The following is a 16,674-nucleotide window of genomic DNA, read 5'->3' as shown; positions in this document are numbered from 1 at the left end:
ACCAAATAGAAAAAAGAAAACAATATAATAACCAAGAAAATGTCTTATAATTTATTAAAAGGAAAAAAAGGAATCATTTTTGGAGCGTTAGACTCAAATTCGATTGCATGGAAAACTGCAGAACGTGTTCATGAAGAAGGTGGACAATTCGTTTTAACTAATGCCCCTGTAGCTATGCGTATGGGACAAATTAACGAGTTAGCTGAAAAAACTGGTTCTCAAGTAATTCCTGCCGATGCAACTTCGGTTGAAGACTTACAAAAGTTGGTAGAGCAATCTATGGAGATTTTAGGCGGAAAAATCGATTTCGTTCTTCACTCTATTGGAATGTCAATTAACGTACGTAAAGGTAACCATTATACAAACCAAAACTACGATTGGACACAAAAAGGAACTGATGTTTCTGCAATGTCTTTTCACAAAGTAATGCAAACACTTTACAAAGCAGATGCAATGAACGAGTGGGGTAGTATTGTGGCGTTAAGTTATATGGCTGCACAGCGTGTATTCCCAGATTATAACGATATGGCCGATAACAAAGCGTACTTAGAAAGTATTGCTCGTAGCTTCGGATATTTCTTTGGTCGCGATAAAAAAGTACGAGTAAACACCATTTCTCAGTCGCCAACGCCAACTACAGCAGGTAGCGGAGTTAAAGGTTTCGACGGATTTATCGCTTACGCCGATAAAATGTCGCCACTTGGTAATGCAACGGCTTTAGATTGTGCTAACTACTGTGTTACTTTATTTAGTGACCTTACAAAACGTGTAACATTACAAAACCTTTACAACGATGGAGGTTTTAGTAACATGGGTGTAAGCGATGCTGTTATGAGTACCTTCGTAGGAGAAGAATAAAAATTACATTTTATATAGAAAGAGCCACCTTATATGAGGTGGCTTTTTTGTTTGGAATCGTTACATTTGTGTTAAAAAATAATTTGGGCGTTACCACACTCAAGTGTGGTCGGGCTTTCCGCGCTACACGGTAGCTTGCTTTAATCCCTAACGCAAAACACAACTTTGATGCAACTACAGTTTTCATTTATTATACCTGTTTATAACCGTCCGGATGAGACGCAGGAACTTTTACAAAGTTTTGAAGCTTTACATACCAAAACCCCATTCGAAATTGTAATTGTAGAAGACGGTTCATCTATTTCTTCAGAAGGGGTAGTTAATAGTTTTAAAGATAGACTGGATATCTCTTATTATTTCAAAGACAATTCAGGTCCGGGAGACTCTCGTAATTATGGCATGCGAAAAGCCAAAGGCAATTATTTTATCATTCTCGATTCCGATTGTATTTTACCTCCTCAATATTTAACAGAAGTAGAAAAGAGTTTAAGTCAAAATTATGTCGATTGTTTTGGTGGTCCCGATGCAGCACATGAATCGTTTACCAATTTGCAAAAGGCGATAAATTTTTCCATGACTTCGTTTATTACCACAGGAGGTATTCGAGGAAACAAGAAAAGTGTAGATACGTTTCAGCCACGAAGCTTTAATATGGGTATTTCCAAAGTAGCTTTCGAGGCTTCAAAAGGGTTTGGCTATATTCATCCGGGTGAAGACCCCGATTTATCCATCCGTTTATGGAATTTGGGATATAAAACCAAGTTAATTCCTGAAGCGTACGTTTATCATAAACGTAGAATTTCCTGGCACAAGTTTTATGTTCAGGTCAATAAATTCGGGATGGTACGACCGATTCTGAACGTCTGGCATCCACAAACAAAAAAGTTAACGTATTGGTTTCCTACTATGTTTACCTTAGGTTTGTTTTTAAGTTTAATCCTACTTTTATTTCATATAGATGTCTTTTTTAAGCTTTATGTGTTGTATTTTAGTATGGCATTTATTACAGCCTTAATATCGACAAAAAGTATAGTCGTTTCAGTATTGAGTTTAATTGCCATTTCTGTTCAGTTTTTTGGCTATGGCTATGGCTTTTTAAAATCGACGTGGGCAGTAGATGTATTAAAGAAAAATCCAGAATCGCATTTTCCAAAATTATTTTTTAAACCGGCATGCTAAAAGAACTAAAATCAAAAATATTAGCTTCAATAAAGAGTAAAAGGCTAAATGTATTTGTTTTGTTCTTGCTATCGGCCTTTCTTATTTTATTGTTTAATAAGCTATCTAAAGAGTATACTAATACTTTAGCGTTTAATATTAAAGCGATAAATGTACCAGACGAAGACGTTATTTTAAACGATTCAATACGTTTAGACGTTACTTTAAAAACCCATGGTTTTAAGTGGCTTAAATACTATTTTTCCAAACCGGAAATAAAGGTTGATTTTAAGAAAGATATCTATAAAAAGGATTCGGTTTTTGTATGGCATAAAACCGCTGCATATTTGCAGAATACGCAGTTTAGTAGTCAGGTAAGCGTATTAAATATAACTCCGGATACTTTATATTTTCAGTTTGATGAAAATATGGTGAAAAAAGTTCCTGTCGTTTTACAATCCGATATAAAATATAGCCCGGGATACGATTTAGCTTCAGACTTTAATTTGAAGCCCGATTCTATAACAGTTATTGGGCCTGAAATTAAAGTGTCTAAAATTCATTATATCGAGACAGAATCTTTAGCTTTAAAAGATGTTCGAACAGATTTACTAAAGACCGTTAAGTTAAAATTGCCAGTGAATAATCAGAAACATCAGGATGTAAAGTTTTCGGCAGTCCAAACCGTTTTAAATGCTAAAGTGGATAAATTTACCGAAGGCATTTTGAAAATTCCGGTGCAACTTATTAATGCGCCTGAAAATGTAAGGTTGAAGTTTTTTCCAAAAGAAGTAAATGTGGCGTATTATGTTAGTTTAAGTGACTTTAATACAATAACTGCGAAAGATTTTAAAGTGGTTTGCGACTTTAGTAAAACGATAAACAATCAGTTTTTTATGGTGCCGGAAGTGGCACAATATCCTGAGAAGGTAAAGAATGTGAAAATCAATCAGAAACGTATAGAGTTTATAATTACAAAATGATGGTAGTCGGACTTACTGGAGGTATTGGTAGCGGAAAAACAACCGTAGCTAAAGAATTTGAAGCGTTGGGAGTTCCGGTGTATATAGCCGATGTCGAAGCTAAAAAATTGATGGTTACTTCTGAAGTTATTAAGGAAAAACTTGTTCAGTTATTTGGCGAAGAGGTATATGTAAATGGTGAATTAAATAAACCGTTTATTGCCAATATCATTTTTAATGATAAAACCTATCTGCAAAAAATGAATGCGATTGTACATCCAGAAGTAGGTAAACATTTTGAATCATGGAAAGAGAAGCAAAACACCTCTTATGTTATAAAAGAAGTGGCTATTCTTTTTGAAAACGGCGGAAATAAACAATGTGATTTAGTGATTACGGTAACGGCTCCAATGCATTTACGTATCGAACGTTTATTGAAAAGAGATCATACAACAAAGGAAAAAATTGAAGCTATTATAAAGAATCAGTGGAGTGATGAAGAGAAAATCGCTTTATCAGATTTTGTTGTAAATAATGTAAATTTTGAAGAAACTAAAGAACAAGTGATGAAAATACATGAGCAAATTGTCAAAACTTTATAATTTTAACATTTTTGTTAATGTAAGGTTAAAACCAATTCTGCTAAATGTTAAAATGTTAAATTTGAATAATGAGTAAGAGAACATTCGTCCTGTTAATCCTTTTAATGACCTTGTCTTTAGTAGGTATTATTTTCGTTCAGGCCTACTATATAAATGGATCTATAAAAAGTGAAAAAGATCGTTTTCGTTTTAATGTAAATAAGGCGCTTTATTATGTCTCAAATACTATTGGAGATAATGAAATTGCCAATTACTATAATGAATATCAGACTTTAGACCCAGAAAAAAAGGCAGACTCGGCTACCGTATCTCAGTTGTTAATTTATCAGCAAAACAATAATACCAAGGAAACACTTATTTACAAGAGTAGTGTTCTTGAAGAAAATTATAAATTAACATCAACGCTCTTTGACATTGGTTTAGATAGTCTGGATATTAAAAGTATCATAGGGAGTTCTTCAACTGAAGTTTATAAAAATGAAGATTTAACCGATAAGGATTTAGCGCAAAGTCCTATATCTAGTATAATTAGAAGCGGTGTTATTTCTGATGCGCAGCGTTTGGTTTTCGAAAAAAATTATAAAGCATACTTAAAAACAACACCTATTCATAAGCGTGTTTCAGAAAATGAAATCAAAGATTTATTAACTAAGACTCTTATAAAAGATAGTATTAATCTTGATTTCGAATTTGCAATTTATGCAAATGATTTGGCGACAAAAGTGCAAAGTGATGGTTTCGAGTATGATAAAGATTCAAATTATTCGGTAGCAATTTTTCCAGATGAAAATAACAGGACACCTTATAAACTTCTGGTGAATTTTACGAATGATAAGAAATTTATCTTATCTTCAATTCTAAGGATGATTTTATTATCATTTCTTTTTACCATAATCATCATGATAACTTATGGAGGTGCTTTATATCAGCTTATAAAACAGCGTAAAATATCAGAAATCAAATCCGATTTTATCAATAATATGACGCATGAGTTTAAAACGCCAATTGCGACTATAAACTTGGCGTTGGATGCAATTAGGAATCCTAAAATTATTGAAGATAAGGAAAAGGTGTTACGCTATCTTGGCATGATTAAAGAAGAGAATAAACGTATGCATGCCCAGGTAGAAAATGTATTAAGAATATCTAAACTAGAGAAAAACGAGCTGAATATTAGTAAAGAAAGGTTAAATTTACATGATTTAATTGAAGATGCTATTACACATGTCGAGTTAATTGTCGAGGATAGAAAAGGGTATATTAAAACTTTTTTAAATGCAGAACAAACGTCGGTATTGGCAAACGATTCGCACTTTACTAATGTTATAGTTAATATTCTGGATAATGCGGTTAAGTATTCTCCGGAAGCACCAGAAATTGAGGTGTACACAGAAAATGTTGGAACCAACATTTTATTGAAAATTAAAGATCACGGTAGCGGAATGAGTAAAGCTGCTGTAAAACGCGTGTTCGAAAAATTTTATAGAGAACACACAGGAAATATACACAATGTTAAAGGTCACGGACTTGGTTTAGCTTATGTTAAACGTATAGTAGAAGACCATCAGGGGTATGTTTCTGTAGAAAGTGAAAAAGACAAGGGAAGCACATTTACCATTAAGCTTCCGTTAATATCATAAATATGGAAGAGCAAAAGAAAAAAATATTACTAGTAGAAGACGATCCTAACTTCGGAACTGTTCTGAAAGATTATTTAATGATGAATGACTACGATGTCACTCATGCTAAAAATGGTATGGAAGGCTTTGAAAAGTTTAAAAAAGACGATTTCGATTTATGTATTTTAGATGTAATGATGCCTTATAAAGATGGGTTTACATTAGCTAAAGAAATACGAGAAAAAAACGACGATGTTCCAATTGTATTCTTAACGGCTAAAACCATGAAGGAAGACGTTTTAAAAGGATATAAAGTAGGAGCAGATGATTATCTGAATAAACCTTTTGACAGCGAAGTGCTTTTAATGAAGATTAAGGCAATCATGCAGCGTAAGGCTACAGAAACTATTTCTGATAGTAAGCAGTTTGAATTTAAAATCGGAAAATTCGATTTAAACTCTAAATTACGTTTCTTACGTTATAACGGAGGTGAACCAGTTAAATTATCGCCAAAGGAAAACGAATTATTACGTTTGTTAGCGTTACATGAAAACGATTTAATGCCTCGTGAATTGGCATTAACCAAAATCTGGAGAGATGATAATTACTTTACCTCTCGTAGTATGGACGTTTATATCGCTAAGCTGCGTAAGTACTTAAAACAAGACGAGAAAGTAGAAATCCTGAACATTCATGGTGAAGGATTCCGTTTAGTAATAAACGAATAGATTCTAATTATATGATATAAAAAAATCCAGCTTAACGCTGGATTTTTTATTTGCATTATATGTGGGTTTTAAGCCAGTCTCTAAATTCAAAAAAGTTTTGCGGCGCCACGCCATGTCCCACAGGAAACTCCGAATATTTAAACTTGATGTTTAAAGCCTCTAAAAAAGGAGGTGTTTGTCTGGCCCACTCTACAGGAATCACCTGATCAACACTCCCATGTGAACAGTAGAAATTCAAGTTTGAATAATCTGTTTCATTTATAGATTCCGGTAAAATGTCTTTATTAATATAACCGCTTAAAGCAATAATGTTTTTTACCTTTTCAGGGTAGGTTAGTGCCACAGCATAACTTAAAATGCTCCCCTGGCTAAAGCCTAAAAGTGTTACATTTTTTTTGTCAACCGGATAGGCTTCAACAGCTTCGTCAATAAATTTGGCGATTAAATCTCTCGATTGTGCCGCTTGTACATTATCGTTCCATTTTCCTTTTTCAGCATCAAAATTTATCGCATACCACGCATTTCCGTAAGGTTGTAATTCATACGGTGCTTTTACCGAAATGATAAATAATTCATCTGGTAATTCTGAAGCAAATGAAAATAAATCGTTTTCATCACTGCCATAACCATGCATCATAATTAATAAAGGTGCATTTTCAGTTAAATTCGACGGTCTGGTAATATGGTATAAAGAAAGATCTGTATTTGTCATAATTAATTACCTATGTTAGCAAACCATTCCTGAAATTTTTCACCAACATAAGGCAATAATTTTACTTTACCCTGTATAATGTGAATGAATGAATATAACCATGATACAGCCGAAATAAGCCAGAAAATATAACCTATGGTACCATTCAAGTATTTATCGGTGATTTGTGCAATGAATAACATGATGATTAGTCCTATCATTTGTCTGTTATAAAATGCAGTAAAAGCATTTTTTTTATCGGCATTCATAATGATGGCGATAATTAACCCGACGAATGTAATATGACTAATAATAGCCATGGTTTTTCCGTTTTTTATTGTTGTACTATCCATAGTTCTATTATTTTAAAGCGATAATATTATTGGCAATAATACCGTAAACTTGTCCTTTTAAAGTTTCGTTTTCAAAAATAGCGTTGTTCGATTTTGAAATGATATGGTTTTTAGAAAATACGTATTCTATATTAGGATTGAATAACGCTGCATTTAAAGCATTTCCAACCGAAATTGAACTGGTTTCAATACCAAAGCGCCCTTTACCTTGGGTTAAAAGCTTAACGGTTTCTTCCGTATTAAAGATGGTTTGTAAAGCTCCAAAGGCAGATTCTAAACCAATGGTTCCGTAAGCCGCATGGTCGAATTCTACTTTTTTGTGTTCTACATCAAGTGGATTGTGGTCGCTGGTAAGCATATCGATGGTGCCGTCATGTAAACCTTCTTTTAGAGCATCAATATCGGTTTGAGTGCGTAAAGGTGGTAATACTTTAAAATGCGTATTAAAGTCGGTTAAGGCTTCATCGGTAAAGTATAGGTTATGTATAGCAACACTACAGGTAATGTCTAAACCTTTTGCTTTTGCTTCGCGAATTAATTCTACCGATTTTTTAGTTGAAATGGTAGGGATGTGTAATTTACCACCTGTATATTCCAATAAAAACAAATCGCGTACTATCTGTAATTCTTCTGCTAAAGCAGGAATTCCTTTTAATCCTAATCGCGTACTTGTAATATGCTCGTGCATCACCCCGTGACCAACAACTTGGTCTTCCTGAGGAAAAGAGAAAACTAATCCGTTGAAATTCGATGCATATTGCAAGGCAATTTTCATAAGGTTCGGATTAGAAATCGATTTTTTATAATCGTAAAATGCTACGGCACCTGCCATATTCATATCGTATAATTCGGCTAAATCAACACCTTTGCTTCCTACAGTTAAAGCACCAACAGGCAATAAAGTTGTAGCATGATTTGCTGCTTTTGCTTTTGCAAAAGTAACGTCGGCATTACAGTCAATTACCGGATTGGTATTGGCGTTCATAGCTACTGTCGTAAATCCTGAAGCTGCTGCTGTTTTTAGTCCGTTTTCAATAGTGTCGCGTTCTTCAAAACCAGGTTCACCAAAACAAACGCTACTATCAAACCAACCTTGTGAAATATGAAGGTTGTCTAATGTTATTTCTTGGTAATTTCCGGGATTTGTAAGGTTACTTTCAATCTTGGTAATGACACCATTTTCAACTAATATATCCTGAGTTGTATTGTGAAACTCGCTTTGAGGATCTATAATGGTGGCAGATTTTATAAGTATGTTCATTTAAAGTATTTTAAGATGCCCATTTCGATAATCAAAAATGCTAATGCAAAAATAACAAACCATTTCCATAAGGCATTAACTTTTGTGTCACTTTTTATGCTATCGAAAATTTCGGTAATCGAATCGCTCACTGTTATGTTTGCAGATGGTGTTAAAGTCATGTAAGTCAGATTACTTTCTTTTCGGTCGTAATTGTAACTTACGTTTTTTATGGTTTCTTTTTTATTCATAACCCCATAAATATTCGCGATATCGGGTGTTTCGGAAGTGCTGATAACCACCTTTGAGTTAAAATATTGCTGTTTCGGGATGATGTTGATATTATCTTTCACCAACGATAAAATGGCATCCTGCTGAAGTGTCGTTGCAACAGCGAATGTATTGTTCCTTCCAATCGTATAATAAAGTTCGGGTAGTTGTAAGCTGAATTTACCGATGTTGTATAAGCTAGGAACGATGAGCGGTGAATTTTTAAAATTAGAAATGTCTTTATTTAATGGTGATGTAAATACATAAGCTGATTTGTTTTGATATAGGAATGGTTTGCCATCTTCAAATTGTAAAGCAGCGGAAGTATTATTTAACGATACATCATAATAGCTTTCTGTTTTCGGATATTGAAAATTATCGACTTGCTTCTCAAAAACACCATTATTGTACAGCGGATGTGAGTAGTTAATGGTGGTTATGCGCTTTTCTGTTTTAGTTTCTGAATTAAAATTAGAACCATAATTGGCTAATAAAGTGTTATAAGAATTAAGGTTGGCTTCTTTGGATGGAATAATAAGCAAAGAACCGCCTTGGCTGGTAAATGACTTTAGAGCTGCTACTAAAGCATTAGGAATATCTTTTAATTCATTCAGTACAATTAATTGTTGCTGCTCAATATCGTTATAGTTTAACTGATTTTCTAAAACCGAAGTATATATGAATTCATCTTTGGTGTAGATACGTTTTAAAAAGTCGTCGTCACCAGCATTTATCGCTAATACTTTAATTTTAGACGTTTCGTTAATATTAAAATATAACGCGTTGTCGAATTGCAGACTGGAATCATCAATGGTGATTTTTCCGTTAATGATTTCATTCACCGGAATTGAAAAGGTCGTTTCTGCTGTATCTTCAATGGCGACTGAAGTTTTCGCTATTAATTTATCATCATTAAATAATGAAATAGGTAAGTTCTCTATAGCATCACCACTATTTTTCAATGAGACTTTAAGTGTAATAGCCGTGGCACTGGTTTCTGAAATATAAGCACTATCAATAGCTACATTATTGGTGTTTACCGAATTTAGTTTAACGAGGTGAATATTGGTTAGACTATCAGTTTCCGGAGTAAAAGTGTTTTTGGTTTCTTGAAAATCTGAGATAAACACCAGATCTTTTAAAATGCCCTTTTGTTTACTAAATAAAGTTTTGCTTTTTAGCAAAGCGGCTTCTGGTGTCAAGGTGTTTGCAGTGAAATTTAATTGCAGTAAATCGTTTTTTATTGCTTTAATCGTCGTATTTCTAAAAGTATTATCGTTGGTTAAAACCGATACCGTTTCATCTTCAGGAACATTACTGATAATATCCTGAACCGCACGCTTTAAAAGTTCGCCATTATTACCCTTAGCCTGCATACTAAAGGAGTTATCTAAGTAAATAACAGTTTCCTTTTTTGTTTTAAAATTGTCGTAGTTTGAAGTAAATGGTTGCGCAAATGCCAAAACAATACAAGCCAAAAGCAGTAACCTTGTGAGTAATACCAACCACTTTTTTATCTGTGAACTTTTACGGGTTTCAATGGTGACGCGTTTTAAAAATGCCACATTGGTAAATTCAACTTTTTGAAACTTACGAAGTTGAAATAAATGAATAATAATAGGAATGAGCAGTAAAAATAAAGCGTAAAGAAGTTCGGGGTGTTTAAACTGCATACTTGTCTATATAGGTTGAAAAGTACATAAAAGTACATGAATTTTTTGTAATTGAAAATTCAAGGAGACAAAACTAAATTAACAGAAGAAAAAATAATCGGTCATAGGGAGCATACTCTGATTTTCGAAATAAGTCTTAATCTTAATTTGCGCTTTTGGGTTGGCTACAGTAACAATGCTTTGCGACTGCTTAATGGTTTCCAAGTGTGTAAAGGGTTTCATTTCCTGTTTATAAATATGTTTCCCAATTTTTTTTGGGTTGTCGCAAATCCATTCAAAAGGGATGTTATTTTTAATAAGTGTTTTGGCAATGGTTTTTCCTTTCCACCCGGCACCCCAAACTACCAGTGGTCTGGTTTTGTCGTAATCTAACTCCAGGAAATAATGCATTTTTATGTCTAAAAAGGTATTCTCGGCATAATTATCATGTGTTCTGGAAGTCCGGGTTTGATAATCGCGCCAGTAATGCAGGAGTTTATCGCATGGAATAATTTTGTAGTTGTGCTTGTAAAATCGGAAAGTTAAATCGTAATCTTCAGGGTATCTGTTTGGGGTAAACCCGTCACAGTTTATAAAATCCTCCCTATGAATCATCCAGCAAGGTGAAGGAATCACACATTCTTTATAAATTTCAGAGTAATTATCTCCGGTTTTGGTTAATCCGTTAAGCCACGCTTCATATTTATTATACCCGTCGCTAATGCCTTCTTTAGAAAAATAATTAACCAAACCTGTAGCAACGTGCTGTTTACCGTGTTTTAAAAGATTGTTTAGTAACACCTCAAGTTTGTTTTTCGGCATAATATCATCACTATCCATGCGTGTGATATAGTCACCAGAACTTTCATTAAAACCTAACCGTAGTGCATCAATAATACCACTGCCATCATTTTTAAAGAGTTTAATTCTCGTGTCCTTTTCGGCGAACGATTTTACCAGATTATAACTGTCATCGGTAGAAGAATCATCTATAATTAATAATTCCCAGTTTGTATAACTCTGATTTATTATAGATTCAATGCAGTTTGTAAGGTATTGTTCTGTATTTTTGAAAGGCGTTAATATACTTATCAGTGGATTATGCATTTGGCGAATATACGTAAATCATCATTTTAACAAAACCTTATGAGCCGATTGTGTAACAGAAATAGTAATTTGGACGTCACTTATAAGAATTAAATAAAATCAACTTAATGAATACAAAACCTATAACCGCCTTATTAGCGGGTATTTTGATGGCAAGTTGTAGCACATCAAAAAATTCAAGTAACGATTTAGCTATAAACACCCCAATTGAATCATTCATCAATTTATCGCACGTGGTTAACGATAAAGCGCCGGTAACTATAAATCCGGGACGTTTTACAACGCAAACCGTAACCTACAGATTACCAAGAGTCGTTCAAGGAACCTATTCTGTGAGTAACTTCGGAAAATATGTAGACGATTTTAAAGCCTTCGATTATGATGGCAACGAAATGCCTGTTGTAAAAACAGATATGAATACCTGGACCATTGATAATGCAAAGAAGTTAGATAAAATTACGTATTTAGTTAATGATACTTTTGATATTGAGGAAGTAGGGGGAATAGGTGAAGAACAACCGTTTTCGCCAGCAGGAACCAACATTGAACAAACAAACGATGTATTGAATTTACACGGCTTTATAGGGTATTTCGATTCATTAAAGAATAATCAATACAAGTTAGATGTTACGGCTCCTTCTAACTTTACCAGAAGCTCAGCATTACCCGAAGTGTCTTCAAAAACCAGTGAAGACGGACGCTTTGTAACAACAAGTTATTTTGCGACGCGTTATTTCGATATTACAGATAACCCGATGTTTTATGGAAATTTAAGTGTTGAAGAGTTTCAGGTTGGTGACATTAAAATCGTTTTAAGTGTATATTCACCAAACAAAATACATTCGGCTACATCTTTAAAAGATGCGATGTATAAAATGATGAAGGCACAAAAGGCGTTTTTAGGAGATGTTAATTCGACACCGCGTTATGATATTTTTCTGTATTTATCTGAAGGTTTAGCAGAGTCTCCAAAAGGTTATGGTGCTTTAGAACACCATACATCAACAGTCGTGGTTTTACCTGAAGCATCAAGCGAAGGGGAATTGGCTGAAAGCATGGTTGATGTGGTATCTCATGAGTTTTTTCATATTGTAACACCGTTAAGTGTACATTCTGAAGATGTACATTATTTCGATTATAATACCCCAACATTTTCAAAACACCTGTGGATGTACGAAGGGGTAACCGAGTATTTTGCAACTTTATTTCAGGTAAATCAAGGCTTGGTTAGTGAAGCTGATTTTTACAATAAAATCATGCAGAAAATTCAAGGCGCTAAGAATATGGATGACGCAATGAGTTTCACAATAATGAGTGAAAACGTATTGAAAGCTCCTTATAAAGACCAGTATTTAAACGTGTATCAAAAAGGAGCCTTAATAGGTATGTGTATTGATATTACGTTAAGAGAAGAAAGTAACGGCCAGCGTGGTATTTTATCGTTAATGAAAGAATTATCTAATAAATATGGAAAAAACAAGCCGTTTGAAGATGATAAGTTAATTGATGAGATTGTGGCTATGACGTACCCGTCGTTACGTTCATTTTTCGATACCCATGTTATTGGAGATACACCAATTAACTACAACGAGTATTTTAATAAAGTTGGTTTGGAAATCGGAGAAGGCCAAATTGAAACGAACTATGTATTTAATGGAGGTTCTTTAATTTTTGCAGCCGATCCACAAGCAGGAAAAATATTTTTCAGTGAGGCAGTAACAGAAAACAGTTTCTGGAATGATAATGGTGTACAACCTGGAGATGTGTTAAAAGCAGTAAACGGTACAGAAATGACTATGCAAAATGCCAATCAGTTATTACAACTAATGTTTGGATGGAATCCAGGAGAAGACATTGAAGTAACTTTAGAAAGAAATGGTGAAGATGTTGTGGTTAAAACAACAACAACACAATCGTATACCTTTGGAGAAGGTATTATAGAGAAGCCAGATGCTACAGAGGCACAGAAGAAACTTCGTGAAGCCTGGTTAAAAGGATAATCACGATAATTAATGAATAAAAAAGCCTGATGAAATCGTCAGGCTTTTCCTATTTTATATGGATTCGTTATTGTCTTGCTGGTCGGTAAGACTATTTAAAAAAGCAATAATATCCTGAATTTCTGAGGTAGTGAGATTTAAAGCATCGGGAGGAAGTGTTTGGTTTTCTAAAGTAATGCCTAAACCTGCACCTCCGCCTTTATTATAAAAGTTCAGAACTTCTTCTAAGCTCTTAAAGACACCGTTATGCATGTACGGACCCGTTTTGGCAACATTTCTAACGGTTGTTGTCTTAAAAAAGTGTTTGCGTTCAGGGGTATGAAACAAATAATAGCGTCCTAAATCGTCGTCAATTTGGGCGTTAATAGAATCGTTGGTTTTTGGTACCCCAATCAATTCCATTTCGGTTTCTTTAAACGTGGTTGGTACCGTCCCGTTAAATAGTGGTGCAAAATGACAAGTCGCACATTTGGCTTTTCCGGTAAAGAGATTAAAGCCGTTAATTTCTGAAGCGGTTAAGCTGTTTTCTACATCATTAATATTATTGTCGAATTTAGAATTGAATGGCGACAGACTGCGAATAAAACTGGCTATGGCGTGCCTTATATAGTCTTGCTTAATAGAGTCATTAAAGGCTGTTTTAAAAGCTTCAATGTATTCAGGGTTGTGTTTTATGGCATTTTCAAATCCTTTTAAATCACTGTGAAACTCATTTTCATTATTAATTACTGAAACGATTTGCCCCTCTAAACTTCCGGCACGATTATCGTAGAAAAATCCTTTTTGTAATCCGGCATAAAGTAGGGTAGGACTGTTTCTGGTAACACCTTTTGAAATGGCTAAGCCATCGGTATAACCTTTTTCAGGAATGTGACACGTGGCACAACTTATAGATTTGGAAGCAGATAATTCCGTTTCAAAAAATAAGGTTTTACCTAATGCAACTTTAGCTGAAGTTAGACTGTCATTATAATCTGAAAAATGGTTAAGGTTGAATGTGTTTTTAGAGAATAATGAAGCAGCATCGTTATTTATAGCCTTAGTAAATGGAAATTTTACCTTCCAGTCGCTTACTGTTTTATTCCAAAGCTCCAGATTTTTATGCGTGTTAGATTTAATGAAGGCATAACGATTAAAACTATTGAAGTCTCCTGTTAACTCGCTAATGGCTTTTTCAATAGCCTCATGCCATGCCTTATAAAGTGTTTCGTCGTTAAATTCATCTTTATATATACTTAAATATGTTTCTAAAGCTGAATATGTTATTTGTCCTTCGGTAAGTGATTGTTCTAAAACGGGAGAATCAAAACCTGTAATACCTGTTAAAGCGGTTCTTATTATCTGGTCTCTAATCATCCATAAAACATGATAAGGTTTTATGTAATTAAAATTCAGATTTTTTTCAATAAGTTCTAACCTGATTTTTGTTTTTACAGCGTGATCTGTAATGGATTTAAAGTCTGGTGTTTCAGTAAAAATTTCTTCTTCTAAAACTTGAAAACCTGTTGGGTTATTAATTTTTATGTCGGTAGCATCCTCTTCTTCAACTTTTAAAATATTCGGCTGATTTAAAAACTTGTAATTTTCAGAATCAACAAAAGCTAATACGGGTTCGGCTTTTTTAAAATGTAATCTGGCATTTAAATAATGCTTTTCAGAAGCTTTTATATTATCAGATTCCGACAGACTGTCTAAACAGGCAATTGTTGATATAAGCTCATTTGAAAAAGCTTTTTGAAGTGTTTCGTTCTTGTTATTATCCCTGGCTAAATAAGCAGTTTTTTGTTCTTGTAAGCAGGAAGTGAATAACAGGGAAAAGAGGCCTATGAAAACATAAGCCTCTTTTTTAATTATAAATTTCATAAGATTCTATCTCTTTAAACCTTGAACTACATAAAGCATACTACCTTCGTTTGAAGCAGGATTTGGATTTGCTAAAGGATCTGTAAAGTTAGCATCTGTCCAACCATGGTTTTGCGTGATTAATAAAAATGTTCTGTCTACACCAACAGTCTCAGAAATATCAATCATACCTGTAATTTCCCAGTCGTTACTTGTAGAACCGTAACCAGCACCAGCAGCTAATTCCTGATCACATTCTAAAACGGTTTTTAGGTTTTTAGAAACAATATTATACTCGTATAATTGAGCAAAATGACTTTTTTCTGGAGTGTCAGGATATCCGTTTGGATCTTCCTGAATGTAAACGTAGTTTTCAGTAACAACTAAGTTGTCTGGACTATGGAATTCTTTAGCTTTTCCGTCTAAAATATCACCGTCTAAAACACAAGTGATAGTTCCAGATAACGGATTGTTTTCATCTAAAATAACGTGGTAAATTCTACCGTAGAATGATCCTTTGTTTAGTAAAGCATCTTTTTTTCGACCTGTAACAGCAAAGAAAAATTCTCTGTTATTTTCAGATGAACCTTTTCTCCAGTCAATATCTTCAACTCTCGAAAAGCCCATAATACCTTTAGCTCTTGATTCAGTTTCTAACTCGTCTAAAGTTCTTTCGCTGTATTCTTCGAAAGTAATATCGTAAGATACACCTTCTTTCATATCCATTTCAAAGTTGACACCTTCAGTAAGAACTTTTAATCCATAAAGGTTTCCGTTTTCTAAATCGGCGTGATCACCAACATACATGGCTAATTGTCCAGAAGGGATGTTGTTATCACTTGTGTCATCTCCAATTAAAACAACAGTTTTTCCAGGAAATGCATTTTTATGCATGGCTACAGCATTTTCGGTAGACCATTGTCCTAAAGCTGGTAATAAATTAGCAACCGATGCTTCGCTAGCATCTTTAAAAGGATCTGTAGCAAACACCCCTTTTGAAGCGCCTCCCCATTCTCCTCCAGAAAGGTATAAAGGACCAAATCCGTGTTCTTCAGGCGTTATTAAAGAACCTGAGCATTGTGCAGTATTAGCGGTAGCTGCGGCATTTAGAATATATTCTCCATGAACTGGCTTAAACGTTTCGTCTAAAGTAATTCTTGCAATAGAATAATCGGCTTCTATATTATTAATAAGTGTGAATGTACCGTCTTCATTTTTCATCAAAGCAGCACCATCGGCCATACTTCCGTAAACGAAATTTGGAGATTCAACTAAAACGTCTTCTGAAGATAAAATTGGATAAACAGAAAGATTTTTAAATCCTGGTTTTAACTTTAAAAAGTTAGGTGTTACTGAGTGCGCTTGTAATGCTACCTTGTTTCCTTTTAGGGACATTGATGCATTGGCTGTAGTTAAAGCTTCTTCCTGAGTTGTTAAATCGTTGTTGCAACTAAACAGAGAAGTTGCTACAACCGATGCAAGTACTAATTTTTTCATTGGTTTAATGTTTGATTAATTAACAACGTAAAATTAGGTGGATAAACCTCTGAATATGTTAATTGTACATTGGCTTTAAATGAAGATTTGGTTAT

14 protein-coding genes are annotated in these 16,674 nt (G+C 34.1%); 7 read left to right on the top strand and 7 right to left on the bottom strand.

Going from position 1 to position 16,674, the window contains the following annotated elements; translation table 11 throughout:
- Nucleotides 1-39 precede the first annotated feature (39 nt).
- The 6 genes from R1X58_RS16005 to R1X58_RS15980 all read left to right on the top strand — a co-directional run bounded on the left by R1X58_RS16005 (nucleotide 40) and on the right by R1X58_RS15980 (nucleotide 5,927).
- Nucleotides 40-858, top strand: coding sequence for an enoyl-ACP reductase FabI (locus R1X58_RS16005; protein WP_188216426.1), 819 nt, complete (start codon nucleotides 40-42; stop codon nucleotides 856-858).
- Nucleotides 859-1,026: 168 nt separating this feature from the next.
- Nucleotides 1,027-2,037 carry a glycosyltransferase gene (locus tag R1X58_RS16000; protein WP_240573378.1) on the top strand — a complete coding sequence of 337 codons (1,011 nt, stop codon included), beginning with the start codon at nucleotides 1,027-1,029 and terminating at the stop codon, nucleotides 2,035-2,037.
- On the top strand, nucleotides 2,031-2,999 hold the full coding sequence (locus R1X58_RS15995; protein WP_240573377.1) for a YbbR-like domain-containing protein: 969 nt from the start codon (nucleotides 2,031-2,033) through the stop codon (nucleotides 2,997-2,999). Before R1X58_RS16000 ends, R1X58_RS15995 begins: the two co-directional genes overlap by 7 nt.
- Nucleotides 2,996-3,580: a dephospho-CoA kinase gene (gene coaE / locus R1X58_RS15990; protein WP_240573376.1), complete on the top strand. Its 585-nt coding sequence runs from the start codon at nucleotides 2,996-2,998 to the stop codon at nucleotides 3,578-3,580. Before R1X58_RS15995 ends, coaE begins: the two co-directional genes overlap by 4 nt.
- Nucleotides 3,581-3,648: 68 nt before the next feature.
- The gene (locus R1X58_RS15985) at nucleotides 3,649-5,220 is read left to right on the top strand and encodes a sensor histidine kinase (RefSeq protein WP_240573375.1); all 1,572 of its coding nucleotides are present in this window, start codon (nucleotides 3,649-3,651) and stop codon (nucleotides 5,218-5,220) included.
- Nucleotides 5,221-5,222: 2 nt separating this feature from the next.
- Nucleotides 5,223-5,927 carry a response regulator transcription factor gene (locus R1X58_RS15980; protein WP_240573374.1) on the top strand — a complete coding sequence of 235 codons (705 nt, stop codon included), beginning with the start codon at nucleotides 5,223-5,225 and terminating at the stop codon, nucleotides 5,925-5,927.
- A 55-nt stretch (nucleotides 5,928-5,982) separates the two neighbouring features.
- Here the strand turns inward: R1X58_RS15980 and R1X58_RS15975 are convergent, their stop codons facing one another.
- The 5 genes from R1X58_RS15975 to R1X58_RS15955 all read right to left on the bottom strand — a co-directional run bounded on the left by R1X58_RS15975 (nucleotide 5,983) and on the right by R1X58_RS15955 (nucleotide 11,240).
- Nucleotides 5,983-6,639, bottom strand: a complete 657-nt coding sequence (locus R1X58_RS15975) for an alpha/beta hydrolase (RefSeq protein ID WP_240573373.1) — start codon at nucleotides 6,637-6,639, stop codon at nucleotides 5,983-5,985.
- Between the two features lie 2 nt (nucleotides 6,640-6,641).
- Nucleotides 6,642-6,971, bottom strand: coding sequence for a hypothetical protein (locus R1X58_RS15970; RefSeq protein WP_240573372.1), 330 nt, complete (start codon nucleotides 6,969-6,971; stop codon nucleotides 6,642-6,644).
- Between the two features lie 7 nt (nucleotides 6,972-6,978).
- Nucleotides 6,979-8,232: a dihydroorotase gene (locus R1X58_RS15965; protein WP_240573371.1), complete on the bottom strand. Its 1,254-nt coding sequence runs from the start codon at nucleotides 8,230-8,232 to the stop codon at nucleotides 6,979-6,981.
- Entirely contained in the window at nucleotides 8,229-10,154 is a 1,926-nt protein-coding gene (locus R1X58_RS15960) for a BatA domain-containing protein (RefSeq protein WP_240573370.1), read from the bottom strand. The genes R1X58_RS15965 and R1X58_RS15960 overlap by 4 nt, the downstream gene beginning before the upstream one ends.
- Before the next feature lie 78 nt (nucleotides 10,155-10,232).
- Nucleotides 10,233-11,240: a glycosyltransferase family 2 protein gene (locus R1X58_RS15955; RefSeq protein WP_240573369.1), complete on the bottom strand. Its 1,008-nt coding sequence runs from the start codon at nucleotides 11,238-11,240 to the stop codon at nucleotides 10,233-10,235.
- 107 nt (nucleotides 11,241-11,347) lie between these two features.
- Between R1X58_RS15955 and R1X58_RS15950 the strand changes: the two genes are divergently transcribed.
- Nucleotides 11,348-13,240, top strand: coding sequence for a M61 family metallopeptidase (locus R1X58_RS15950; protein WP_240573368.1), 1,893 nt, complete (start codon nucleotides 11,348-11,350; stop codon nucleotides 13,238-13,240).
- Nucleotides 13,241-13,294: 54 nt separating this feature from the next.
- On the opposite strand, the gene R1X58_RS15945 is transcribed toward R1X58_RS15950, so the two are convergent.
- Nucleotides 13,295-15,103, bottom strand: a complete 1,809-nt coding sequence (locus R1X58_RS15945; RefSeq protein WP_240573367.1) for a cytochrome-c peroxidase — start codon at nucleotides 15,101-15,103, stop codon at nucleotides 13,295-13,297.
- A 6-nt stretch (nucleotides 15,104-15,109) separates the two neighbouring features.
- Nucleotides 15,110-16,579 (bottom strand): PhoX family protein, encoded by a 1,470-nt coding sequence (locus R1X58_RS15940; RefSeq protein ID WP_240573366.1) that lies wholly within the window; start codon nucleotides 16,577-16,579, stop codon nucleotides 15,110-15,112.
- Nucleotides 16,580-16,674 lie beyond the last annotated feature (95 nt).

The organism is Aestuariibaculum lutulentum (assembly GCF_032926325.1).
GTDB lineage: Bacteria > Bacteroidota > Bacteroidia > Flavobacteriales > Flavobacteriaceae > Aestuariibaculum > Aestuariibaculum lutulentum.
This window is presented reverse-complemented; position numbering and strand designations above follow the sequence as displayed.

Bases quoted from the DNA above. Each gene is read 5' to 3' on its own strand.
- R1X58_RS16005 (WP_188216426.1), top strand. From the start codon at position 40: ATGTCTTATAATTTATTAAAAGGAAAAAAAGGAATCATTTTTGGAGCG.
- R1X58_RS15985 (WP_240573375.1), top strand. From the start codon at position 3,649: ATGAGTAAGAGAACATTCGTCCTGTTAATCCTTTTAATGACCTTGTCT.
- R1X58_RS15950 (WP_240573368.1), top strand. From the start codon at position 11,348: ATGAATACAAAACCTATAACCGCCTTATTAGCGGGTATTTTGATGGCA.
- R1X58_RS15995 (WP_240573377.1), top strand. From the start codon at position 2,031: ATGCTAAAAGAACTAAAATCAAAAATATTAGCTTCAATAAAGAGTAAA.
- R1X58_RS15975 (WP_240573373.1), bottom strand. From the start codon at position 6,639: ATGACAAATACAGATCTTTCTTTATACCATATTACCAGACCGTCGAAT.
- R1X58_RS15955 (WP_240573369.1), bottom strand. From the start codon at position 11,240: ATGCATAATCCACTGATAAGTATATTAACGCCTTTCAAAAATACAGAA.
- R1X58_RS15970 (WP_240573372.1), bottom strand. From the start codon at position 6,971: ATGGATAGTACAACAATAAAAAACGGAAAAACCATGGCTATTATTAGT.
- R1X58_RS15965 (WP_240573371.1), bottom strand. From the start codon at position 8,232: ATGAACATACTTATAAAATCTGCCACCATTATAGATCCTCAAAGCGAG.
- R1X58_RS15960 (WP_240573370.1), bottom strand. From the start codon at position 10,154: ATGCAGTTTAAACACCCCGAACTTCTTTACGCTTTATTTTTACTGCTC.
- coaE (WP_240573376.1), top strand. From the start codon at position 2,996: ATGATGGTAGTCGGACTTACTGGAGGTATTGGTAGCGGAAAAACAACC.
- R1X58_RS16000 (WP_240573378.1), top strand. From the start codon at position 1,027: ATGCAACTACAGTTTTCATTTATTATACCTGTTTATAACCGTCCGGAT.
- R1X58_RS15945 (WP_240573367.1), bottom strand. From the start codon at position 15,103: ATGAAATTTATAATTAAAAAAGAGGCTTATGTTTTCATAGGCCTCTTT.
- R1X58_RS15980 (WP_240573374.1), top strand. From the start codon at position 5,223: ATGGAAGAGCAAAAGAAAAAAATATTACTAGTAGAAGACGATCCTAAC.
- R1X58_RS15940 (WP_240573366.1), bottom strand. From the start codon at position 16,579: ATGAAAAAATTAGTACTTGCATCGGTTGTAGCAACTTCTCTGTTTAGT.